The sequence below is a fragment of the Proteiniphilum sp. genome (assembly GCF_034331125.1).
In the GTDB taxonomy this organism is placed as follows: Bacteria; Bacteroidota; Bacteroidia; order Bacteroidales; family Dysgonomonadaceae; genus Proteiniphilum; species Proteiniphilum saccharofermentans.
In genome coordinates this window covers 1-26,093 of the sequence record NZ_JAXQGC010000045.1, presented here as the reverse complement: position 1 = coordinate 26,093, position 26,093 = coordinate 1, and the positions used below count along the sequence as shown (strand labels likewise).

General features: G+C 44.2%; 14 protein-coding genes. 12 read left to right on the top strand and 2 right to left on the bottom strand.

From position 1 onward, the window contains the following. The first annotated feature begins 28 nt into the window (after nucleotides 1–28). The 3 genes from U2P89_RS11120 (at nucleotide 29) to U2P89_RS11110 (ending at nucleotide 6,541) form a co-directional block, all read left to right on the top strand. Nucleotides 29–2,005, top strand: coding sequence for a family 43 glycosylhydrolase (locus U2P89_RS11120; RefSeq protein WP_322191433.1), 1,977 nt, complete (start codon nucleotides 29–31; stop codon nucleotides 2,003–2,005). Between the two features lie 77 nt (nucleotides 2,006–2,082). Continuing rightward, nucleotides 2,083–4,524, top strand: a complete 2,442-nt coding sequence (locus U2P89_RS11115; protein ID WP_322191432.1) for a sugar-binding domain-containing protein — start codon at nucleotides 2,083–2,085, stop codon at nucleotides 4,522–4,524. A gap of 103 nt (nucleotides 4,525–4,627) precedes the next feature. Beyond that, nucleotides 4,628–6,541 (top strand): BNR-4 repeat-containing protein, encoded by a 1,914-nt coding sequence (locus U2P89_RS11110; RefSeq protein WP_322191431.1) that lies wholly within the window; start codon nucleotides 4,628–4,630, stop codon nucleotides 6,539–6,541. Here the strand turns inward: U2P89_RS11110 and U2P89_RS11105 are convergent, their stop codons facing one another. Next, nucleotides 6,542–8,926 (bottom strand): TonB-dependent receptor, encoded by a 2,385-nt coding sequence (locus U2P89_RS11105; protein WP_322191430.1) that lies wholly within the window; start codon nucleotides 8,924–8,926, stop codon nucleotides 6,542–6,544. A gap of 313 nt (nucleotides 8,927–9,239) precedes the next feature. On the opposite strand from U2P89_RS11105, the gene U2P89_RS11100 reads away from it, so the two are divergent. The 3 genes from U2P89_RS11100 (at nucleotide 9,240) to U2P89_RS11090 (ending at nucleotide 13,338) form a co-directional block, all read left to right on the top strand. Beyond that, entirely contained in the window at nucleotides 9,240–10,193 is a 954-nt protein-coding gene (locus U2P89_RS11100) for a glycoside hydrolase family 43 protein (RefSeq protein ID WP_322191429.1), read from the top strand. 9 nt (nucleotides 10,194–10,202) lie between these two features. Beyond that, a complete protein-coding gene (locus U2P89_RS11095) occupies nucleotides 10,203–10,466 on the top strand; it encodes a hypothetical protein (protein WP_019537830.1) in 264 nt (87 codons plus the stop codon). Between the two features lie 76 nt (nucleotides 10,467–10,542). Further along, complete coding sequence (locus tag U2P89_RS11090) at nucleotides 10,543–13,338, top strand: glycosyl hydrolase (protein ID WP_322191428.1); 2,796 nt, start codon at nucleotides 10,543–10,545, stop codon at nucleotides 13,336–13,338. A 51-nt stretch (nucleotides 13,339–13,389) separates the two neighbouring features. Here the strand turns inward: U2P89_RS11090 and U2P89_RS11085 are convergent, their stop codons facing one another. Next, a complete protein-coding gene (locus tag U2P89_RS11085) occupies nucleotides 13,390–14,079 on the bottom strand; it encodes an NUDIX hydrolase (RefSeq protein WP_313381047.1) in 690 nt (229 codons plus the stop codon). Between the two features lie 265 nt (nucleotides 14,080–14,344). Between U2P89_RS11085 and U2P89_RS11080 the strand changes: the two genes are divergently transcribed. From U2P89_RS11080 to U2P89_RS11055, 6 genes are all read left to right on the top strand, one after another. Next, a complete protein-coding gene (locus U2P89_RS11080; protein ID WP_322191427.1) occupies nucleotides 14,345–16,285 on the top strand; it encodes a glycoside hydrolase family 97 protein in 1,941 nt (646 codons plus the stop codon). Between the two features lie 17 nt (nucleotides 16,286–16,302). Then, entirely contained in the window at nucleotides 16,303–20,568 is a 4,266-nt protein-coding gene (locus tag U2P89_RS11075) for a two-component regulator propeller domain-containing protein (RefSeq protein ID WP_322191426.1), read from the top strand. A gap of 305 nt (nucleotides 20,569–20,873) precedes the next feature. Further along, entirely contained in the window at nucleotides 20,874–22,415 is a 1,542-nt protein-coding gene (locus tag U2P89_RS11070) for an alpha-N-arabinofuranosidase (protein WP_322191425.1), read from the top strand. A gap of 221 nt (nucleotides 22,416–22,636) precedes the next feature. Beyond that, nucleotides 22,637–23,326: an L-ribulose-5-phosphate 4-epimerase gene (gene araD / locus U2P89_RS11065; protein ID WP_322191424.1), complete on the top strand. Its 690-nt coding sequence runs from the start codon at nucleotides 22,637–22,639 to the stop codon at nucleotides 23,324–23,326. A gap of 92 nt (nucleotides 23,327–23,418) precedes the next feature. Further along, nucleotides 23,419–24,921, top strand: coding sequence for an L-arabinose isomerase (gene araA, locus U2P89_RS11060; RefSeq protein ID WP_322191423.1), 1,503 nt, complete (start codon nucleotides 23,419–23,421; stop codon nucleotides 24,919–24,921). 20 nt (nucleotides 24,922–24,941) lie between these two features. Continuing rightward, nucleotides 24,942–25,973, top strand: a complete 1,032-nt coding sequence (locus U2P89_RS11055) for an arabinan endo-1,5-alpha-L-arabinosidase (RefSeq protein ID WP_322191422.1) — start codon at nucleotides 24,942–24,944, stop codon at nucleotides 25,971–25,973. Nucleotides 25,974–26,093 lie beyond the last annotated feature (120 nt).

Sequence of the window (26,093 nt, the reverse complement as noted above, 5' to 3'; positions counted from 1 at the left end):
TTGTTAAATATTTAAATGAAATAATTGAATGAAAAAATATCTTGCCCATCTATTTATCCTATCCTGCATTTTTATTTATAGTTGCGGACAGCAGAACAAATTCTCACAACTGGAAAATAAGGTACCGGAGAGATGGATTATCCCGGGAGAGAAATGGTTCGATACCGATGGAGACATCATCAATGCCCACGGAGGGGGTATTCTCTATCACGAAGGTAAATACTACTGGTTCGGCGAACATAAAGGCGAACGGTCCAACGCTGCATTGGTGGGGATAACCTGTTACTCGTCATCCGATTTGTATACATGGAAAAATGAGGGAATAGCCCTGCCAGTGAGTGAAGATCCGGAAAGCCCGATAGTAAGAGGCAGTACCATCGAGCGCCCTAAAGTGATCTATAATGCCAAAACCGGAAAATTCGTGATGTATTTCCATCTTGAACTCAAGGGCAAAGGCTATGATGCTGCTCATGCAGCAGTAGCGGTCAGCGATCATGTGACGGGTCCTTACAAGCTGGTGAAAAACGGTCGGGTAAATGCAGGGAAATGGCCGATGAATATGATGGAAACGGAACGGAACTCACCGGTGAAATCAACCGATTTTAAAGAGTGGTGGACACCCGAATGGATGGCAGCCATAAAAGGCGGCCTGTTCGTTCGCCGTGATTTCGAGGGCGGACAAATGTCCCGCGATATGACCCTGTTTGTGGACGACGATAACAAAGCCTACCATATCTATTCGTCTGAAGACAACCTTACATTACACATAGCAGAATTAACCGACGATTATCTGGATTATACCGGAAAATATATCCGCGTAGAACCGGGAGGGCACAACGAAGCGCCGGCTATCTTCAAGAAAGACGGATGCTATTTCATGATCACTTCCGGTTGTACAGGGTGGGATCCTAATGCTGCCCGTTTGCTGACAGCCGACCATATTATGGGGCAATGGACATTACATCCAAATCCCTGCAAGGGAGAAGATGCGCAGCTTACATTCCATTCACAAAGCACCTTCATTCTTCCCGTACAGGGAAAAGAGAATGCCTTTATATTTATGGCAGACCGCTGGAGACCTCAGAACCCTATCGACGGCAGGTATATATGGCTCCCTATTCTTTTCGAGAACGGATTACCGGTGCTGAAATGGTTTGATAAATGGGATCTGGGCATCTTTGATAAGATAAATGCAGATACTTCTGTTCCCAAAGAGGTAGAAGGTTATAAACTTGTGTGGAATGATGAATTTGATAACCCGGGCGCTCCCGACAGGGAAGTGTGGTCTTTTGAGGAAGGCTTTGCCCGTAACCATGAGTTGCAGTGGTATCAGGAAGAAAATGCAGAATGCCGTGATGGCCTTTTGGTGATCTCGGCACGCAGGGAAAAAAGAGAGAACCCGCTATATGAACGAGGCAGTAATGACTGGCGCCGGAGCAGGGAATATATCGAATATACTTCCTCCTCAATAAAAACAGAAGGAAGGAAAGAGTTTCAGTACGGCCGTTTCGAAATACGGGCGAAGATACCCACTGCAAGTGGGTCCTGGCCAGCCATCTGGACGCTGGGAACAGAGATGGAATGGCCATCCAACGGTGAGATTGATATCATGGAGTATTACCGCATAGATGGTGTTCCGCATATCCTTGCAAACGTAGCCTGGGGTACTGAAGAACGATGGAATGCCAAATGGAACACCTCGGCAATCCCGTTCACGCATTTTACCGACAGAGATCCGCATTGGGCGGATAAATTTCATATCTGGAGAATGGATTGGGACGAAGAAGCCATTCGGCTCTATCTGGATGATGAGTTGCTGAACGAAACACTTCTGTCGGAAACCGTCAATGGTTCATTGGGAGAGTTCAGAAATCCGTTCAAACAGCCCCATTATCTGTTATTAAACCTGGCTATAGGCGGACAACACGGCGGGACACCCGATGATCCGGCATTCCCCCTGAATTATGAGATAGATTATGTACGCGTGTATCAAAAGACTCAATAAAAGGATATACCTTTGAGCATGATAAGTCTATGGGAACATTTATCGATAAAAAATATACAATTTCAAAAAATAATCGCATGCGAAAAAAAACTCTGTCAATCGTTATTTTACTGGTTATGTGCATTGCCCCGTCTCTCCGGGCACAGGTATCTTTCGGGTCGCCTGAAAAGATCAATGGCAACTGGAAATTTGTCCTGAACGATATGCAGGACGGACAATCGGTCACGCTGGACGACACAAGGTGGCAACAGATATCATTACCCCATGACTGGAGCGTAAAAGGCCAGTTAAGTCCTACGCTTGCCAGTTGCACGGGATACCTTCCGGGAGGCATTGGATGGTACCGTAAAACAATCGATATTCCAGCCGACAAACAGGGGCAGAAAGTATATCTCTATTTCGAAGGAGTTTATAACCGCAGCGAAGTATTTCTGAACGGACAATCGCTTGGCAAGCGCCCTAACGGGTATATCTCGTTCATGTATGATGCGACACCCTATATTCAATACGGACAAGAGAATGTGATTGCCGTACGTGTAGATCACAGCCAGTATGCCGACTCGCGATGGTACACCGGTTCGGGGATTTACCGCGATGTATGGATGGTATATGCTAACCCTGTACATATTGCCCAGTGGGGTGTATACGCCTATCCTGAAGAAACAAAAAACGGCTATCAACTGAATGTGGAGGTCGAAATAAATAATGAAGAAGAGAGCAATGCCTCTTTGACAGTCGTGAATGAATTATACTCTGCAGAAGGAAAGCTAGTGACAAAAGACTCGAAGAAGCTCATAGCAAAGCCTGGTAATGGAAATAAACTGACCACTTCATTAAAAGTAAACAAACCTGCGCTCTGGTCATTATCCGATCCTGATTTGTATGAGTTGAAGACTACCGTGCTGAAAGGAGGGATTGAAACTGACCAGACCACAACCCGCACAGGATTCCGTACCTACACCTTCGATCCCAATAAAGGATTCGCTTTGAACGGGGAGTGGATGAAAGTGAAAGGGGTATGCATACACCACGATGCAGGCGTACTGGGTGCAGCCGTTCCCCGTGAGGTGTGGAAAAGACGTTTACAGACCCTGAAGGAGATAGGCGTGAATGCGATCCGTACGAGCCACAATCCGCAGGCCACCGATCTGTACGAACTCTGTGATGAAATGGGGATATTGGTACTTAATGAGATGTATGACGAGTGGGTATTTCCTAAACGCAAATGGATAGAAGGCTGGAATGTGGGCACTCCCGGCTTTCAGGGTTCTTATGACATATTCAAGGAATGGGGGGAGATAGATCTGGCCGATCTGGTGCGGCGCGACCGGAATCATATCTCTGTTTTTGCATGGAGCATCGGCAACGAGGTAGACTATCCCAATGATCCCTATTCGCATCCGGTTCTCGGAGGAGAGAAAGCAGGATTTACACAGGCCTCTTATGGCGGATATAATCCCGATGCACCCGATGCAATGGAGTTGGGTGATATTGCAAAGCGTCTGGCGAAAGTGGTAAAAGAATATGACCGGGCACGTCCCGTGACCGCGGGATTAGCCGGAGTGGCCATGTCGAACGAGACTGAATACCCGGCAGCATTAGATATAGCAGGATATAACTATACCGAAGACAAATATGACAGCGACCATCAAAAGTATCCCGACCGGGTGATTTACGGAAGTGAAAACCGGCACGATATGGCTGCATGGAAAGCTACACGCGACAGGGAGCATATTTTCGGCCAGTTCCTCTGGACCGGGATCGATTATCTCGGGGAGTCGGGCAGATGGCCTTCAAGAGGATTCTATTCAGGTCTTCTCGACTTTGGAGGATTCATCAAGCCGAGAGGATATTTCCGTCAGTCGTTATGGTCTGACAAACCGATGGCCTATCTGGGAACTTATCCCACACCAGGTGGAAATCATGGGAGGGAGAGGGCTCCGTCGATGGATGCATGGTCTGTCTGGAACTACAGTGAAGGGCAATTGATCCGGGTGGTATGCTATACCAATGCTGCCAAAGCCAAATTGTTGCTGAACGGGACAGAGGTCGGCGAGACAAAAGAGTATGACGACAATACCGGTATTATATTCTGGGATATTCCCTACAAAGCCGGAAAATTGGAAGTAGTAGGTATGGATAAGGATAACAACCCTGTTTCCGGTTATAGCATACAATCATCGAAGCGTCCCCATGCCTTACGGATCGTCCAGACTGGCAAACAGATAAAAAAAGAGAAAGGATTGTCCCATATCGTGGTACAGGTAGTGGATGAGGATGGCGTTCCGGTGATGCTGTCGGACGACGAGGTTACCTGCCGGATAAGCGGTCCTGCCAAACTCCTCGGTCTGGAGGCGAGCAATAATTCCGATATGAGCGATTATACCGATAACAGGCATCGCGTGTTCCACGGACGTATACTGGCTTATGTGCAGGCAACCGGTGAGCAGGGCGAAATAAAGATAGACTTTACCTCACCCTGGCTGGAACCGGCGGGAATTACGTTGAACGCTGAATAGCCGGTATCTTCTTACCGAAAAAGGGTATGGCATATAAGCACATGATAAAATTATTCTGTATCTTGTGCCTTGATTCTTGGCTCTTTTGTTTAAAATTGATCGTATGAACAGGATAATTATTTGGGGGATCGTATATTTGATAGTATCGACGAATGCCTTTACCCGTAATAGTACACGGGTGGATGAAAATAACGGTCAATCACCGGGTATTCCCGTGAATACCATAACCGAAAAAGGGGCCTGGTGCTGGTTTGCCGATCCACGTGCTGTTTATTATGAAAACCAAAGTGGTACGATTAGAAGCACCTATATCGGTTATATTGATGTACATGGCAATATCAAGGCTACGCAAATCGATCATCTTACCAACAAAACCAGTGAGGTTTTGATCCGCTCGTGGTTCCAACCCGATGATCATAATAATCCCACATTCATTGTGCTGCCCGACGAACGGGTCATGATTTTCTACTCACGTCATACCGATGAGTCTTGTTTTTACTATCGCGTCTCCCGGAAACCGGGTGATATCTCTACATTGGGCAAGGAAATACGCTTGGAAACAGCTGATAACACCACCTACCCCTCTCCTTTCATCCTATCCGATGATCCTGACCATATCTATCTCTGCTGGCGTGGAATAGGATGGCATCCCACCATTGCCAGACTCACTATGCCCGACAAGGAGGATAAAGTTCGCTTTGACTGGGGCCCTTATCAGATCCTGCAATCACAGGAAGGCGGAAGAGGAGTAAGGCCTTATGCAAAATACATGTCGAATGGAAAAGACAAAATATATCTGGCCTACACTACAACCCATCCTGACAATCAAAGCGTCAATTATATCTACTTCAATTATATCGATATCAACACCTATGAACTGAAAGATATCAAAGGCCAAAAATTAGCGGAGGTAGGAAGTGGAATTTTACACAATGTGGAAGCTACTGCAGATTACAGAAAAAGCTATCCCGATGCGGTTGCTGAAGACTCTCCTTACCGCAACTGGTTGTGGGAAATTTCAGTAACGGATGAAGAGAAACCGGTGATCGCCGTGGTGAGGATAAGTGAGGATAAGAATTCTCATGAATATTACCATGTAAGGTGGACAGGCACAGAGTGGCGTAAAACATTTCTGTCGCATGCGGGAGGCCATTTTCACCAGACTCCCGATTTAGAGAAATGTTACAGCGGCGGTATGGCTATCGATAAAGCCGATCCGTCAATTATCTACGGCTCAGTACCGGTGAAAGGGAAGTACGGGCTTGTATATGAACTCAAGAAGTTCACCGTTACATCCGAAGGGACGCTGGCATTCACGGAGCAGTTGACATACGATTCTCCCAAAAACAATATCCGTCCCTTTGTCATAACCAATGAAGGAAAGAATCCGCAAATGGTGTGGATGTATGGCGATTATTATGACTGGATTGTAAGTTCCGCGCGGCCAGGTTATCCCACCGCCATACGTACCAATATGGATATTCCTTCAGGTGAAATCAATCCTGATAAAGGTCTTCTGTATCAACATCCGGAAAGCATTGTTTCTCCGGGCGATTTAAAAGTTATCGACATACCTAAATCGGATAAGTTTACCATTATTGCTACGGTTGCTGTCGATCATGATGCATATTACGGCGAGATTTTAAAAACCGATGCTTTCGCATATGGCCTTAAAGAGGGTAAACAGTCAAAACCCTATATAAAAATGGGAAATAGTGAAATAATCAGCAGCAATATATTGGCTAATTCCGACGCATGGAAAATGCAAAACAGGGGAACAGGAGGACATTGGTACGCTCCTGTGAAACCGGAATCATTTCAATTGGCCATCACCTACGAAGATGGTGTCTTAAGAACTTATATCGACGGGCTTATTGATCAACATGCCGAAATAAAGGAATTATCCCTTTCAGAAGTGGTCTCCGGCGGATTTAAAGGCGTTATACAGAACATCCGGATTTATAACAGGTCGTTGTCTCAGGATGAAATAAACATGATAACTATTATCTCTCCCTGATCACATCTTAATAATCAGTCCGATTGTTGGAAGAATTGTACCGCTACTGTTCTCGAGCACTCTCAGTCCCTGTTTGGAAAAGTCCCCTCCCGGATCGGAAATTATGTCTCCGTTTTGATTCCTATTTGTATATATCGGAGGTCTCTGACTTTTGAAGTTGTAAACATTCTGAATGTCAACATAGAGGTTGAGCAGCCATCTATTAAAATAGAACTCCTTGTCAACCCGGACATCGAGTTGATGCGAATCGCTCAGCCTTAGCGTATTGAAGCGGGAGTAGTCAATATAAGCCTGGTTTGTCACCTCCCACGCTTCCCTATCCGATGAGAGCGATTCATCAATAGGGGAATAGGGGGCTCCTCCCGCATATCTCCATCTGGCCGCAATGTTCCAATTATTTGCGATACAATATCCCGCGATAAGATTGAGCAGGTGCCTGGTATCCCATGAAGAGGGACGATAAACCAGGTTATTATCGGTAAATTCACTCCTGAACCATGTATAGGTAGAGGTAAGATTGAGATTTTCCCATTCTGTGATTTTATACATGATCTCTATACCGTAAGCTCTTCCCTTGCCCGCGGAAATAATCTCCTCGTCGCCTACCTGTCCGTAATCGGTGCCTTTGCTGGCGATGCTCAAACCGTCTACAAGCGAGAGCGGGTATTTGTCATAATGCTTATAGAATCCTTCCATTGTCAATCGCATATTTTCATGCGGACGATGTTCGAAACCCACCACCAGTTGATCGGAGACTATATATTTTAAATTTTCATTGCGGTTTACAAATTTACCTTCTCCATCTTTGAATCCCATTGTCGTATAGGCCGGTTGGGCAGTATAGCGTCCGAGATTTGCATTGATACTCCAGCGTACCGACAAGGAATAGGAGGCAGACAATCTCGGAGAAAGTTGATTCAACGGATTCCGCATATTCTCATTGAAATTATTTCCTACCGCATTAAGTCCAAAGGAGAGTTTCAGGCGGTTGTCCATATACTCGTCAGACACCTGCGCAAACACTTGATAACCAAAAAGGTTTAGTTCTGTGTTATACCGAAGATCAGTTACGCTACCGTTTCTGTATAAACGTCTGTAAGTGTCATTTACATAGCGAGAGTAGCGTAATCCTCCTCCTACTTTAAGTTGTACCGGCAGGGATCGGAAATCACGTTCAAAACGAAGTTTATTTTCAGCTTCGTCCGAGAGGTAGTCTGATGTCTTTTGTTTTGATTCATTGTTGTCTTCAAACTTGTAATTCTTATTGCGAAGCATATTCCTGCTGAGTACCCATGTGTCGAGATGGTTATCACTAAAACGTTTATAGACCGCACCTACCGTGTAATTCCATTGTTCATAGATTGGCAGGTAGTTGAGAATATACTTTTGGCTTTCGGTGCCGGTTGTTTGAAGCTCTTTGTTCAATGTCATATGATCAATCGCTCCGATTCCGATAAACGTAATTTCGTTTTTCCTGTTGATGTCATATTTATATTTTACCTGAAAATCATTATAGGTAGGCAAGAATGGCAATTTAAGTGCCTTGAATAGTAATTGCAGGTAAGACTGCCGTGCCGACACGATGAAGGTGGCATTGTCCCCGGCAGGACCATCGATTGTCAATGCTGCATCAGAAGCACCAACCGATAGCTTTGTATGAATACGATCCTTGCTACCCTCTTTTTGTCGTATCTCCATCACTGAGCTCAAAGCGTTGGTACGGTTAGCAGGAAAGGCCCCGGTATAAAAATCTATTTCACGTACAAAATCGGGATTTATCACTCCGATAGCTCCCCCTGATGATCCTTGTGTGGCAAAGTGGTTGATTACCGGGATTTCAATTCCGTCGAGATAAAAGACATTCTCGGAAGGTCCCCCGCCGCGTACAATAAGATCGTTCCTGTTAGGATCCATGGCTCCGACTCCGGGCAGTGTTTGTAATACCTTAGACACATCACGGTTAACCCCGGCACTTTTTTCTATCTGCTGCACATTCACAAAAAAAGAGGAGACTGGACTTTCAATACGGCGCGTCTCAAAATTGGGGCGTACGACCACTTCTTTTAATGCAATTTCGTCTTCAGCCAGCGCTATATCGATGAACGCCGTTTGGTTTCCCTGTACCTGAATTTCAGGGGAAACTACACTTTTGAAACCGACTGAGCTCACGATAAGCCTGAAGAATCCGGGATTTACCTCCTGAAGGGAGAAGACTCCCGTACTATCGGATACTGTCCCACGGTCATTCCCCTGTATCAGTATTGTCGCATACTCAATAGGTTCATTGGTAGTACCATGATATACCCGTCCGGTAATCGTGCCTTTTTGTGCAGATACATTGCATACTGCCAAAAGGAAAAAGAGAATTCCTGTCAATCTATACATTTTGCTGGGATTTATCTTACTGCTACCATTTGTTCGAACTAGAGAACAAAATACAACCTTACTTTGTTTGAAAATTGAAATTCTTTCTCTTTTAATCACTCTTCGAGGAGTTGCTTTTTTAACATCAAAACACGGCAAGGATACTATTAGTATTGCAGAATGAATAAAAATCGGCTATTTTTACCGAATATTTTTATGTATCTTTGTTTTAGAGGATGGAGAACAGGAGCTAGCATACGCAAAATGGTTTGTGACAGCCATAAACCGAAATCTATTGTCTTCACTGAATACTATAAACCTTTCAATTGTAAATATGAAAAATTTAATCGGATTAGTGCTTGTAACATTGTGCCTATGCGCTTGTAACAACAATCAAATTTCGAAAAACGAAAGAGAGGTCTATTTGTTCTCTTATTTTAAAGGGAATGGAGACGGATTGCATTTGGCTTACAGTGAGGATGGGCTTAAATGGGAAGCTTTATTTGACGACTCTGTTTTACTGAAACCCGAAATAGGAAAAGATAAACTGATGCGTGATCCAAGTATCGTCCAGGATGAATCGGGGACTTTCCACATGGTGTGGACCACTGGATGGTGGGATCAGGGAATTGGTTATGCCTCATCCCAGGATCTTATACATTGGTCTGAACAACAAAATATCCCGGTGATGGGAAAATTTGAAGGGACAAGGAACAGTTGGGCACCTGAGCTTTTTTACGATAGGAAAGAAAAAACATTCTATATCTTCTGGGCATCCACCATCCCCGGAGCCTTTCCCGAACTACCAACCTCCGAAAGTGAGAAAGGCCTTAACCACCGGCAGTACTATATAACTACCAAAGATTTCAAAACATTCAGTGAAACCAGACTCTTTTTTGAACCTGGCTTTAGTGTGATAGACGGAGCCATATTGGAAAAGGATGATCTGTACTATCTGTTTGTAAAAAATGAGAATTCGGCTCCTGCCGAAAAAAACATCCGGGTGACTTCTCATACAAAACCGTATGGTTTTCCCACTGAAGTATCTGAACCCATTACCGGTGATTATTGGGCGGAAGGGCCTGCACCTCTTCTGGTAGGGGATTATGTGTATGTCTACTTCGATAAATATACGCAAGGAAAATATGGAGCTGTACGTTCAAAAGATATGCAGCATTGGGAAGATGTATCCGTTTCTATCTCCTTTCCTGACGGAATAAGGCATGGAACGGCGTTCAGAGTGTCAGAGAGTGTACTTGTCAAGCTGAAAAACAGGTTCTCAAAATAAAATAATCGTATGAAGACAATTTCTTATATAGCCTTATGCTTTGCCTTGTCCTCTACAATCGTACTACCGTCATATGCACAGACAAAAGCGGATGAAGAAGCAATAAGGGCTGTAGCCGACAATATCCTGGCGCAACCCGTAACCCAATTTGTGGGAGTGGATGACGGTACCGTATATCATAGTACAGTGGAGATACCCAAGGGGAAAGATGTACGTTTCAAAAGTCCGCTCACCGAATGGCATTATTCAAACGGTGTGCTGGATATGGTTTAATAATACGCAATGAATCTGAAGAGCTCTGAGGGGAATAGAAAACTTTGAGATCAGGCATTCCAAAATTGTTAGGATAATGATACAAAAAGCAGTAGTCATAGGGATATTACTCCCGCTTTTATTGATGGGGTGCTCTTCCTCTGTAGGATCCGCATATGACACTGATTGGCCTGAGATAACCAACGAGTGTAAACCCTGGACACGTTGGTGGTGGATGGGAAACGATGTGGACTCTGTAACCCTTGCATACAATCTGGAAGCGTTAAGTAAAGCCGGTATCGGAGGTGTGGAAATTACCCCTATCTACGGTATAAAAGGCCGTGAAGCCTATTATCTGGACTACCTCTCACCTGAATGGATGAGTATACTCGATTTTACTATCTCCGAAGCTACCCGTTTGGGAATGGGTGTAGATATGAATAACGGTACAGGATGGCCTTTTGGTGGTCCCGAGGTGAGCCTGGAAGATGCCGCAACTATGGCTATATTTGAAGAATACCGGCTCAAAGGAGGGCAACCACTCAATGAACCGGTCATGGTGCGGGACAAAAGGCAAAAAGCGTTTGCCCGGTTAGATAAACTTATTGCATACTCGCCGGATGGGGAGAAAGTGGATATCACGGATAAAGTATCGGCGGAAGGGAAGCTTGACTGGCTTGCTCCGCAGGGAAAAGATTATAAACTGATTGCCCTGTTTTTAGGAAAGACACGGCAACAGGTAAAGAGAGCTGCTCCGGGAGGAGAGGGTTATGTCATCAACCACTTCGATAAAAGGGCGGTTATGCGTTATCTCGGAAAATTCGATACTGCTTTTGCCGAAAACAATACCCCTTTCCCCAATACCTTCTTCAACGATTCGTATGAAGTGTACGGCGCAGACTGGACACCGGAACTGTTGGACGAATTTGAAAAAAGGAGAGGATACGAACTGCAGGATTATTTCCCTGAACTTCTGGCGAACGGAGCGACGGATATCTCCGCACGAGTCATTACTGATTACAGGGAAACCATCGGAGAATTGCTGAAAGAGAATTTCACGCTGACATGGACGGAATGGGCCCACGCACATGGAGTAAAAACAAGGAATCAGGCACACGGATCACCGGCAAACCTGCTGGATCTTTATGCATCTGTAGATATACCCGAATGCGAATCGTTCGGTATCACCAATTTCGATATCCCCTATTTGAGGAAAGATTCCATCCGTAAAGAGAACGATAGTGACCCGACTATCCTCAAATATGCTTCGTCTGCAGCCCATGTGGCAGGAAAGCCCTATACCTCTTCCGAAACATTCACCTGGCTGACCGAACATTTCAGGACTTCCCTCTCCCAATGTAAACCGGAGATCGATCAGATGTTTACCTCAGGGGTAAACCGTGTCTATTTCCACGGCTCCACCTATTCCCCTAAGGATGCCGCATGGCCGGGTTGGAAATTCTATGCATCGGTGGATATGTCGCCCACCAATACCATCTGGAAAGATGCTCCCGCTTTTTTCAATTATATAGCACGGATACAATCATTCCTCCAAATCGGAAAGCCTGATAACGATTTTCTGCTGTATCTCCCTATCTATGATATCTGGGAAGCGCAACGCGATCACTATTTCACCACATTCGCCATTCACGGTATGCGGGAGAGACTGCCTGATTTTTGCGATGCAGTGGAAGAGATCATGGAATGTGGTTACGATCTTGATTATATCTCCGACCATTTCATCGGGACAACCTCCGTTGAAAACGGATTGCTGAAGACAGAAGGAGGAACAACATACAAAGCCCTGATATTGCCGGCTGTAAAATATATCCCTGCTGAAACAATGGAACAGATAAAAAAACTGACAGAACAAGGGGCAACCGTGATCTTCGCAGAACATTATCCTTCCGATGTCCCGGGACTGTCGCAGCTGAAGGAAAGGAGAGAGCGGTTCAATACCTCGCTGTCCCAATTTCCACAGGTTAGGGCCTTCGAGAACATGTCTGTCCGTCCATTGGGTAAAGGAACCGTTATTACCGGAACCGATTACCGGGAAATGGTTGCAAAATGGAAAGAAAACGAAGAAACTTTTGTATCGGAACAAGGCGGACAACTGATCCGGCGCTCGCATGAAAACGGACATATCTACTTTTTCTCCATGTTAAACAATAACACCGTCGACGAATGGATAACACTGGGAGTAAAGGCAGGAAGCGCTATATTCTTTGATCCGATGACCGGGAGAAAGGGACAGGCCACCATACGACAAAATAATGGCAGAACACAGATGTACATGCAGCTCAAACCCGGGGAATCCATTATCCTGAAAACATTTTCCGGGAAGAACACCGCCACCGGGGAATGGCCATACTATCAACCCACGGGAAAACAGATTGAGCTCAACAATGGCTGGGAGTTAAGTTTCGAAGAGAGTGAACCGCCAGTGACCGAACAGTTTCATCTCGATACGCTCATTTCATGGACGAATATTAATAATGACCTCCTGAAAAAGAATATGGGTACAGGAAACTATCGTTTGACATTCAATTTCACCAAAGAACCCGGACATGAATATCGTATTTCTCTGGGTGATGTGCGGGAAAGTGCCCGGCTAAGAGTGAACGGGAAAGACGCAGGTACATTATTTGCCGTACCGTTCGAGGCAATGATCGGTTCGTTCTTGCATGACGGGGAAAACACCATAGAGATCGGGGTGACGAATCTTCCGGCAAACCGAATCGCCGATTATGACCGCCGGGACGTGGATTGGCGTATTTTCCACGAGATCAATTTTGTAAGCATAACATATAAACCCACCCTGTTCGACCATTGGGATGTCGTTCCCTCAGGTTTGCTGGGTCCGGTAATCATTCAGGAACTTAGACTCAAATAAATTTTTATGATTAAAACTGTTTCCGGAGTATGAACAATTCTCATGCTTATTTCACAAAGAGAAATAGTATCCTTTCTGGAGTAACTGGTCGTATTTCTCCTTGTTGAATTTATAATAGAATGCTCCCCGTTTCGAGTTTGATTTATCCTTGTCCTGCTGTTTCTCAAGTATATCCATATCCAGAATCCTTTTACGAAAATTGCGTTTATCCAGTTTAGTCTGATAAATGGCTTCATACAAAGATTGCAATTGCGGCAAGGTGAATTTTTCGGGAAGCAGGTTAAAACCTAATGGCTTTGTAGCTGCTTTTCTTCTCAGTATTTCAATAGTATCGCTCAGCATTTGATTATGGTCGAAGATCAATTTACCTACTTTATCCAGCTCCTCCCAGCGGGCGTTATGTTTTTTACACAGTTCCTCATCGAATAATTCAAGGTTTATAAGGGCATAATAAGCGACAGAAATCACACGCTCACCTTCGTCACGATGGATACTTCCATATGTGCCCACCTGTTCCATATAAACATCCTTAATGCCGGTATATTCATATAGTACGCGCGAAACAGTATCCTCGAGATTTTCGTCAGAACGCAGGAATCCTCCCATCAGGGTATCCTGGTTTTTCAACGGCTCGAATTTTCGTTTCGAGATCAATAAATACAATTTCCCTTTTTTAAAGCCAAGTATTATACAATCGACTGATAGTAAAAACTTCTCTTGTTCTATATAAAACGGCGCCATTAAAAATATCTCTTTTTTATGTTTTGCGCAAAGGTACAATATATTTCACCAATCTCCTGTATCTGAATATATGTAATACCGTTGCATACGATTATCATGAAAAGATCATCCTGATATAATAATCTTAGTATGAGGCAAAAATGAATATTTTTGATTTTATGTTTTTAAACATATAATAATAAGTGTACATTATTACACTTATTATTAACTTTGTCACAATAAATCTATTTCATTAAGCGAGAGAAAATAATAGTAATTTATCATCATGAAGGAATTATTGACTGTATTATTAACGACTTGCCTGTTTCAGTACATCTCTGCCAATGATTTCATTATAGTGAGTCCGGATAAGAATCTGCAGGTTTCGGTTTTTCTGAAAGAAGGAACTTTGAATTACAACGTAAACTATAAAGGGAAAGTTATTCTGGAAGATTCTCCATTAGGAATGATCACCAATGTAAGTGATTTTAGTAAGGATCTGGCATTTGTAGAAAAAAGAGAACAGGTTGTTAATAAAACATACAGTGAGCCTAAGATTAAGAAAAGCCGTGTGGAATATCTGGCAAACGAGGTGGTCTGTACCTATCAGACACCGCAGGAAGAAAAGATTACCGTTACTTTTCGGGTCAGCAACAACGATATCGCGTTCAAATACGCATTAGCACAGAACGGTGAGACAGCCCGCTGCATCATTGAAAAAGAATTGACAGGATTCAAATTTCCGCAACAGACCACTACATTTCTCACACCTCAGGCAACACCCATGACCGGTTGGATGCGCACCAAACCGAGTTACGAAGAGGAGTATATACCCGATGAACCGGTCGGCACGCCTTCCAAATATGGTGTAGGATATACTTTTCCGGGATTGTTCCATGTGGGGGATAACGGTTGGGCGTTAATCTCAGAAACCGGTGTCGGCAGTCTGTACTGCGGATCAAAACTGAGTGAAGGAACAAAAGAGGGGCTTTACACCATCGCCTTTCCCGAAGAGGGGGAAAATAACGGTATCGGCAGTGCCAAACCGGCGATTTCATTGCCGGGTGAAACACCCTGGCGTACAATTACGGTGGGTGACAATTTGAAACCGATCGTTGAAACCACTATTGCGTTCGACGTAGTGGAACCATTGTATGAGCCTTCAAAAGAATACGGGTTTGGACGTTCTACATGGAGTTGGTTGCTTTGGCAGGACGGAAGTATCAACTACGAAGACCAGAAGACATTCATCGATCTCTCTTCTGAATTGGGGTATGAACTGGTACTGATAGATAACTGGTGGGATACCCGCATAGGTCGTGAAAAGATAGAAGAACTGGCGCAGTATGCTGCTTCTAAAAATGTAGGTATTTGCCTGTGGTATAACTCTAACGGATTCTGGAGCGATGCTCCACAAGGACCGAAAAACAGGATGAACACTTCCGTAGCCCGCAAGAAAGAGATGGCCTGGCTAAAAAGTATCGGTGTGAAAGGGATAAAGGTGGATTTCTTTGGCGGCGACAAGCAGGAAACCATGAAGTTATACGAAGATATCCTGTCGGATGCCAACGATTACGGTCTGGCGGTGATCTTCCACGGGTGTACATTACCGCGGGGATGGGAACGGATGTATCCAAACTTCGCAGGAAGTGAAGCAGTGCTAGCTTCCGAAAATCTGATCTTCACCCAACATGCCAATGATACCGAAGCCTATAACGCAACCTTGCATCCGTTTATCCGGAACAGTGTGGCGTCCATGGATTTCGGGCCGGTTTTACTGAACAAGCGTCACAACCGTAATAACGACGGAGGAACCGAACGAAGGACCACAGAAACTTTCCAGTTGGCCACAGCCATACTCTTTCAAACGCCCGTGCAGAATTTCGGCATTACCCCCAACAACCTGGTCGAATATCCCCCGTTCGTTATCGATTTTATGAAAGAGGTGCCCACCCTCTGGGATGAGACAGTGTTTATCGACGGTTATCCCGGGAAGTATGTAATACTGGCCCGTCGTTACGCCGAGCAGTGGTATGTGGCAGCCATCAATGCCGAAAAAGAAACAAAGAAACTGAAGGTGAAACTTCCGATGTTCTCTGACACGAAAGTGGATATATACTCTGACAGAGAAGACCGTTCTCCACAATTAAAACAGGTAAATATCAGGAAGGACGGTGAAATCACATTGGAAATACAATCCGGGAGTGGAATGATATTGAAAAATTAAAGAAGTATCCCCGATCCATGAAGCGCCAGTTATTATCTGTATGCCTGTTGCTCCCTCTCTCCTTCCATGCACAGCATTTACAATTGTCCGGAGACAATTGTAATATCTCTTATCTCACTATGGAAGATGGGCTATTGCATAATTATATAGATGATATCTACAAAGATAACAGAGGTTTTATCTGGTTCTCTACCGGCGGCGGATTGTCACGCTATGATGGTTTTTCTTTTACGAATTACCAGATGGAAACTTCTCCGGTTACACTGAAGGGGAATTCTGTACACAGGGTATACGAAGATAATTTCAACAGGTTGTGGATCGCATCTGACGGCGGATTGGATATTCTGGATCTTGAGAATTCAGAGTTGGTGAATTTGTTCGAAGAGATTGATCCTGAAATGACAGCATTTTTGAAAAATCCGGTAAAGAATATCATAAAAGACAATAAAGGAAATATCTGGCTGTTATCAGGATATATCTATAAAATACATCTCAATCAAAAGGGAGGGATAGCTGATATATTCAGGCTTCCTGAAAATCTGCAATCGGTACGCTATATAGCGATGAACGATGTGGACGGAGACGGTAATATCTGGGCGGGATATAACGATAACATATATAAACTATACACCCATAATAATCATAATTTGAGAGCGGTTCCCATATCAAAAAACCTGAAATTCAGAAGCAATAGTATCCTGACGAAATTTCTTCCTGACAAGAATGAAGTCTGGATCGGAACCGTACACGGTTTGTACAGATACTACAGGAATGAAGACGCTGTAAAGGTGTATGAGAATAATCCTTCGGATCCCACCTCCTTATCGCATAATTATATTTCTGATCTGGCATTAACCGAAACTAATCAGGTAATAATCGGAACATTAAAGGGAATAAACATCTATAGCCCTATGACAGACGGTTTTGAGCAGGTGTTCTCCGAAAGTTCCGGCAGCATAAACGGACTCAACAGTAATTTTATCAGTCGGATCTATTATGACGGGAGCAGCGTATGGTGCGGCACCGAGACAGGAGGTGTCAATAAGATCAATTCTAACACATTGGACATAAAAAGCTATTCCCATAGGAATAATGAAAGGGGAAGCATCTCACAAAATCCGGTCAATGTGATATTAGAAGACGAAAAACAGAACCTGTGGGTCGGTACTGTTGAAGGGGGATTGAATCTGAAAAAGGAGGGAGAGGAAACATTCTCTCATTTCACGGATTCTTCTTCTACCCGTCTTAGCCATAATTCCGTAAGTGCTTTAAGTATTGACAATAAGAACCGGCTATGGGTAGGTACCTGGGGATATGGTATTTCAGTTATTGATAAAGATAATCCGTTTAAACCCTCATCCATCTATATCAACTCCGGTAAATACCCCGAACTCCTGATCGACCTGATCGGCGGTCTTTTTTATGATGATATCAACAATGTCATGTGGATTGGCTCTAATCAGGGATTATATTTCTATGATCTGGATAATGACAATCTGATTATTCCGGCTCCCATTGATACTTTTGCCAATATCCAGGGTATTATCGGGATGGCAAAGGATGATAAAGGGGTTTTGTGGGTGGGAAGTCAGGAAGGTGTATATGCTGTTGACTTGAACAGTGGAAACCACGACCAATTCGGTTTTCACCATTACAGATATAAATTAGATGATCCGCAATCTTTCCTGGTAGAGAAAATTACATGCTTCTGCCTCGATTCAGACAATGTGCTTTGGCTTGGAAGCGACGGTTTCGGTTTTTATAAAAGGATAGAGAACCATGACGGGACTTATTCGTTTCAATCATACAATATCGCAGACGGATTGGCGAACAATAGTGTTAAAGGTATATTGGAAGACGATTTCGGGAATTTATGGATCAGTACCAGCCATGGACTCTCTTGTTTTAACAGGGAAGAGGAGAGTTTCATCAATTTTTTCAGGAATGACGGGATCGAAAATAATCAATTCTACTGGAATGCTTATCATAAAGCCAAAAACGGCACACTATATTTCGGGACTTTAAGCGGACTGATAGCACTCAACCCGGCACTGATGAATCCTGAACCGGTAAATTACAGGGTGACCTTAACTGATTTTTATCTGGAAAATGAAAAGATCTACCCGGGAAAGATCATTGAAAAAGATATTTCCTGCATAAATAAAATTACTTTGCATGAGAAGTATAAATCCTTTTCAATTGATTTTTCTGCCCTGAATTTTACCACCAGGCCCAATTTCGTATACGTATACCGGCTGGCCGGATATGAAGAGAAATGGATTGAATTGCCACAAAATATGCACTCCGCAAGATACATGAATCTGCCTCCGGGAAATTATACTTTCCAGGTAAAGTATGTACCGAAAAATCAAATCGACCTGGGAGAGATCACCGCATTGCAAATTTATATCAAACCTTATTTTTACAAAACAACATGGTTTGCACTGGTTGTCCTGATTTTGTTTATTTCTGCTTTCCTCCTATGGTACTTCCGCCATATAAGATCTTACGAAGAACAACAGAAAGTACTTGAGCAAATCGTGGATGAACGTACCAAAGAACTGGAAATGCAAAAAGAAACACTGGTGGAGCAGAAGAAAGAATTATCTCAACAAAACCTGATCCTGAGTCAGCAAAATGAAAAGATCACCCAACAAAAAAATCAATTGATAAAGATGTCACGGAAGGTACATAGGATGCATGTGGACAAACTGGAATTTTTCACCAATATTTCCCATGAATTCCGGACTCCGATCACGTTGATCATAGGGCCTGTCCAACGTGCCATACGATTGAGTTCCGATCCGCATGTGATTGAACAATTGAATTACGTGGAAAGAAATTCCAGATACCTGTTGAATCTTGTGAATCAGTTAATGGATTTTCAAAAAGTGGAATCGAAAAAGATTGAGATAACATTTGCTAAAGATAATTTTCTGCATTCCGTAGAGTCAATACTCTCCTCTTTTGAACCACAGGTACAAGATCGGGATATATCTCTGTTGAGACGGTTTTCACTGTCCGACCCGCTGTTTTTTTTCGACAGTGAGTCCCTGCATAAAATATTGATAAACCTGTTGTCGAATGCCATCAAATATACACCCAATGGAGGTAACATAACGGTCTATGTAAGGCCGGTCCATGACAGGAAAACGGACGAAGAAAAATTATACATTGCTGTAAAGGATTCAGGAGCAGGTATCCCGGAAGAAGATCTGGGAAAAATTTTCAAGCGCTTTTATCAATCCCGTCATCGCACCATATTTCCGGTATATGGGCAAAGTAGTACAGGGATCGGGTTATATCTGTGCAAACAGCTTATCCAACTCTTAGGGGGATCTATATGGGTTAAAAATAATAAAAAAGCGGGATGTACATTCCGGATCCTTCTCCCGCTATACAGATCAAACCCGCAATCGGGCGGGACAGACCATCAAATGGTCGATAAACGCAGTGATTCCGAAACAGGGCAATCGACAGAAAAACGGGAAAACAAACAGAAAGGGAGATTGACGTTTTTAGTGGTCGAAGACAATCACGATATGAGAAATTACATCTGTTCTATCCTTTCCTCCAGCTATAATACACTCAAAGCCACCCATGGCGTTGAAGCGCTTACAATACTCGACAGCCATCATGTCGATTTTATCATCAGCGATCTGATGATGCCGGAGATGGATGGCATAGAACTGTCGAAAAGGGTGAAAGAGAAGATGTCCACCTCACATATCCCCTTCCTGATGCTTACAGCCAAATCATCTGAAACAGCCCAGCTCGATAGCTACCGTGTGGGTGTGGATTCCTATATTATAAAACCATTCGATGAGGAGATGCTGATAACCCGTATCAGGAATATCCTGAAGGCACGGCAACGCTATCAGCAATTGTTCTCCGAAAAGATGAGTACTGATATTTTAGAGATGGATGAGGAGTCGCATGATAAAAAGTTTATGGATCGCGTATTAGAGGTGATGAAGGATAATTATCAGAATCCGGATTTCTCGGCAGGAGATTTTGTAAAAGCAATGGGAATGAGTAAATCTCTTCTCAATAACAAACTGAATGCACTAAGTGGCAGATCATCAGGGGAATTCATAAGGGTTTACAGACTCAATATAGCTTACAGCCAGATCCTCCATAATAAGAAAACAAAGAATAAAAACATTTCAGATATAGCTTATGATGTGGGATTCAACGATCCGAAATATTTTACCCGTTGCTTTTCCAGACATTTCAACATAACTCCAAGTAGATTAATCGATAATGATGAAGATAAACCGTAAAAAAACTGTTATTTCCTGTTTTAAGCTGAATTTCCTCTTTAAATGGTCATTTGTCCACCTTAGGAGATCACTGGCTTTTTATTTTTGTGATATCTATATACGATCTCACTTAGGATTAAGAATTATGCGATATAATAATTACTAATCAGATTGACAATATAGGTAATAAAATAATAAGTATTAACTTTACGCTTATTTGTCTGTTATCTGAAAAATGACTGTTGCCGTGTTCTGTAAACGAGACCTTTATGACTTATATCTTACATAAAATCAGATGAACATAAACAATAAAAAAGCAGAGACTCATGAAATCAAAAAGAACATTCCAAGTGGCACTACTACTGCTTATCGGTAGTATATCAATCTCGGCCCAGAACCGATTGATCATCGAGGCCGACCGTGAACAGAACACCATCAACCGGCATATCTACGGCCACTTTTCCGAACATCTGGGACGCTGTATCTACGGGGGATACTGGGTAGGCGAAGATTCCTCTATTCCAAACACCCGTGGTATCCGTGACGACGTGGTGCAGGCGTTGAAAGACATCAGCATCCCTAACTTGCGTTGGCCGGGAGGATGTTTTGCCGACGAGTACCACTGGATGGATGGCATCGGACCTCGCGAGGAGCGACCCAAGATGATTAACACCCACTGGGGAGGCGTTGTGGAAGATAACAGTTTCGGTACCCACGAGTTTCTCGACCTGTGCGAACAACTCGACGCAGAACCCTATATCAGCGGAAATGTAGGCAGCGGCACAGTAGAGGAGATGTCAAAATGGATCGAATACATCACTTTCGACGGTGAAAGCCCAATGGCTAATTTGCGGCGCAAGAACGGTCGTGAAGAACCCTGGAAAGTGAAATTCTGGGGTGTCGGGAACGAAAGCTGGGGCTGTGGTGGCAATATGACTCCCGACTACTATTCCGACCTGTATCGCCATTACGCCACCTATTGCCGCAATTACGGCGACAACCGTCTTTACCGGATTGCCTGCGGTGCTAACGGGGGTGATTATAACTGGACGGAGACTGTGATGAAGAACGCCGCCCGCCATATGCAGGGTTTATCTCTGCACTATTATACTGTGCCCAGGAATTGGGGTGATAAAGGTTCAGCAACCAATTTCGATGAAGAGGAATATTTCACTACTATCGAAAAAACACTGTTCATGGACGAGCTGATCACCAAACATTCGGCCATCATGGACCGTTACGACCCGCAAAAGAGAGTAGGAATGATTATTGATGAATGGGGCACATGGTATAATGTGGAGCCCGGTACTAACCCTGGTTTTCTCTATCAGCAGAACACCTTGCGCGATGCCATCGTAGCGGGTATCAACCTGAACATTTTCAACAACCACAGTGAGCGGGTACAGATGGCGAATCTGGCACAGACTGTGAACGTGTTGCAGGCTGTGATACTTACGGACGAGGAAAAGATGATACTTACTCCTACCTATTGGGTGTTCCATCTCTTTAAGGTGCATCAGGATGCCACGCGCCTGCCCATATCCTTTACCGGGAACAAATACCGTCAGGGAGACAAAGAGATAGACGCGGTAAGCGTTTCCGCTTCTAAAAATGCCGGGGGTAAAATTCATATCACGCTGGTAAATGCCGATCCTAACAATGAACAACGTATCTCAACACAGTTGGTTGGTGCATCGGCAAAGAAGGTAAGTGGTAAAATGCTTACCTCCGCAAAGATAAACGATTACAATTCTTTTGAGCAACCGTCTAAAGTAACGGTGAGTGACTTCAAAGGCGCTTCGCTCTCCAATAGCGGTCTTTCGGTGGTATTGCCGCCTAAATCGGTGGTATTGATCGAACTTCAATAAATTATGTAACTTGTGACTAAATCATTCGTCTGACAATGTTTTGTGACCCATTTCAACTCGCATTCTCTAAAAGAGTAGAACTCGCTTCGCTCAAACAGCTACTCTTTTAACGCTCATTGCGAGTTATGGGTACCCCATAAAACATCTAAAGGTCTCTGATTCAGTCATATACATTTCAAATTTACATACAAAATTTAAGTAAAGTAAATTAAAAAACAGCAATGAGCATACAAGAACTGAAGCAGCAGGTATTCCAGGCTAACCTGGATCTGGTAAAACACGGTCTGGTGATCTTTACCTGGGGAAATGTAAGCGGTATCGACCGGGAAAAAGGATGGGTGGTTATCAAACCCTCCGGGGTGTCGTACGACGACATGAAAGCCGAAGATATGGTAGTCGTGGATTTGGAGGGCAACATAGTGGAAGGGAAACTGAAACCTTCATCCGACACACCCACCCATGTGGAATTATACAAAGCATTCCCTTCCATAGGTGGAATTGTGCATACCCATTCAACCTATGCCACTGCGTGGGCACAGGCCGGATGTGACATCCCCAACATAGGTACCACCCATGCCGATTACTTCAGCGGGGATATACCCTGTACCCGCGATATGACTGAGCCCGAGGTGAAAGGCGAGTATGAAAAAGAGACCGGTGCCGTTATTATCGAGCGTTTCAGTGAACTCAACCCGGCCCATATCCCCGGCGTACTGGTGAAAAATCACGGGCCTTTCTCCTGGGGAAAGGATCCGCACGAGGCAGTTCATAATGCCGTCGTAATGGAACAGGTGGCAAAAATGGCCTTTATCGCCTATCAGGTCAACCCCACCCTCACCATGAACGAATTGCTGATTCAAAAGCATTTCTTCAGGAAACACGGACCCGGAGCATATTACGGACAGAAATAATATTTCAGATTCAAAATTCAAGATTTCATAACTCTTAATTTTTAATTCTTAACTTTTAATTTTTAATTCATAACTCATAAACGTTCAATATTATGCAATTCAAAGATCAGGAAGTATGGTTTGTCACAGGAGCGCAACTCCTGTACGGGGGCGACGCGGTGGTAACCGTAAATGCCCATTCGGAAAAAATGGTCAAAGGGCTGAATGACGCGGGACTACTCCCCGCAAAGGTGGTTTATAAAGGGACTGCCAACTCATCACCCGAAGTGGAGAAAGTGTTCAAGGAAGCCAATACGGACCCAACATGTATCGGGGTGATCACCTGGATGCACACTTTTTCTCCTGCCAAGATGTGGATCAGGGGTTTACAAAACTTCAGGAAACCGTTAATGCATCTGCATACCCAGTTTAACAAGGAGATACCCTGGAATGAGATCGACATGGATTTCATGAACCTGAACCAGTCAGCACACGGCGACCGTGAATTTGGACATATTACAAGCCGTTTGCGAATGCCCCGCAAAGTCGTGGTCGGCTATTGGAAAGATGAAGAAACACTGCGGAAAATCGCGTCATGGATGCGGGTTTGTGCCGGTTGGGCTGACGCTCAGGGGATGTTGATCATCCGCTTTGGAGATAATATGAACAATGTGGCTGTAACGGACGGAGACAAGGTGGAAGCGGAGATACGTCTGGGATACCATGTCGACAATGCACCTATCGCGACCTTGGTTCCGTATGTGGAAGCAGTTACGGAAGCCGAAATCGATGCTCTAGTTTCCGAATACGAACAACTATACGACTTTGCCGAAGATTGCAGGAAAGGTGCCGAAAAACATCAGTTTGTACGCGATGCCGCGGCACAGGAAATAGGCTTGCGCCGTTTCCTTCAGGATAAGGGTGCCAAGGCTTTTACAACCAGCTTTAACGAGTTGGAAGGCATGAAACAGTTGATGGGATTCGCTTCCCAACGACTGATGGCCGAAGGTTATGGATTTGGGGCTGAAGGCGACTGGAAAACTGCTGCCCTTGTACGTACCATGTGGGTAATGGGCCAGGGTTTACCCGGTGGACAATCGTTCCTCGAAGATTATACCCTGAATTTCGATGGGGAGAACAGTACCATCCTGCAATCACACATGCTCGAGATCAATCCCGATATTACAGGAACCAAACCACGCATTGAAGTGCATTTCCTTGGGATAGGTGATGCCCGTACCTGTGCCCGTCTGGTATTCCAGGCACATGAAGGTAAAGGGGTGGCTGCCACTATCGTGGATATGGGTAACCGATTCCGCATGATTGTCAATGAGGTGGAAGTGGTAAAACCGCAAGCTTTACCCAAATTGCCGGTTGCCTGCGCATTATGGAAGCCAATGCCTAACCTGGAGGTCGGAGCCGGTGCATGGATATTGGCCGGAGGAACGCATCACACCAGTTTCTCTTTTTCAGTGACCACCGAAATGCTGGAAGATTATGCCGAAATAGCCGGTATCGAGCTGGTTACTATCGATAAAGATACAACTATCAACAACTTCAAGTTCGAACTTAAAGTCAATGAAGTTTACTATTTATTGAATAAAGCGCTGCAGTAAAAATAATTAATTTCCAATCTATGGAGAGAAATACCTTCTTTCTTCCATTTGTATTTTTCCTCTTTGTTTTTTTACCGCAGGGTAAAGCTGCAGACCAATTACCGGAAAGGATCGGAGTACATGACCCGGTAATGGCCAAACAAGACGATACCTACTACCTCTTCACTACAGGTAGGGGTATCGCTGTCTGGTCATCGACCGACATGAAAACATGGAAACGGGAGAAAGCGGTATTTGCAGAAGCACCTCAGTGGGCTGTCGATGCTGTACCTACTTACCGGGGACATACCTGGGCACCGGATATCAGCTACCATAACGGATTGTATTATCTCTACTATTCGGTATCAGCCTTTGGGAAAAATACATCCTGCATGGGCGTGGTGACCAACAAAACGCTTCATCCCGATGATCCCGATTTTGAGTGGGTAGATCACGGAGCCGTTATCTGCTCTACGCCCGATGTCGATAATTGGAATGCAATCGATCCCAATCTTATTTTTGATGAAAACGGAGTTCCTTACCTGTTTTTCGGTTCGTTCTGGGATGGACTGCAGATGGTCAGGCTTACCGATGACCTCAAATCCTGTTATCCGGGTGAAGAGCCGGTTACCATTGCCTCACGCAAAAAAGAGAGGCAAAGGGAAAATCCGCCTGCGATCGATGATAATCCTGTGGATGCCGGTGGTAATGCCATAGAGGCCCCTTTCGTTTTCAGGAAAGACAACCACTACTACCTGTTTGCATCCATAGATTATTGTTGTAAGGGAGTGGAAAGCACTTACAAGATGATATATGGAAGGTCAGACAAGATCGATGGGCCCTATTATGACAAAGAGGGAAAAGATCTCCTTTTTGGTGGGGGGACAATCCTGATGGAAGGGGATGAAAACTGGCATGGTGTGGGACATAATGCGGTCGTCAGTTTCGACGGTGAAGATTATCTTGTATTCCATGGATACGATGCTAACGACGAAGGGCGGTCCAAACTGCGTATTTTCCGGCTCTCATGGGATCAGAGCCAGTGGCCCGGCGTAGAAGAGGCCATCTACTAAAATGGGTTGCTAAACCGGCCCCTAATTCAACACTTCAGTAGTGAATAAATCAGACAAAACAAACTAAAACTGAACCACTATGGATTGGAAATCCATAGGTTAGTTTTCGACTATAAGTCG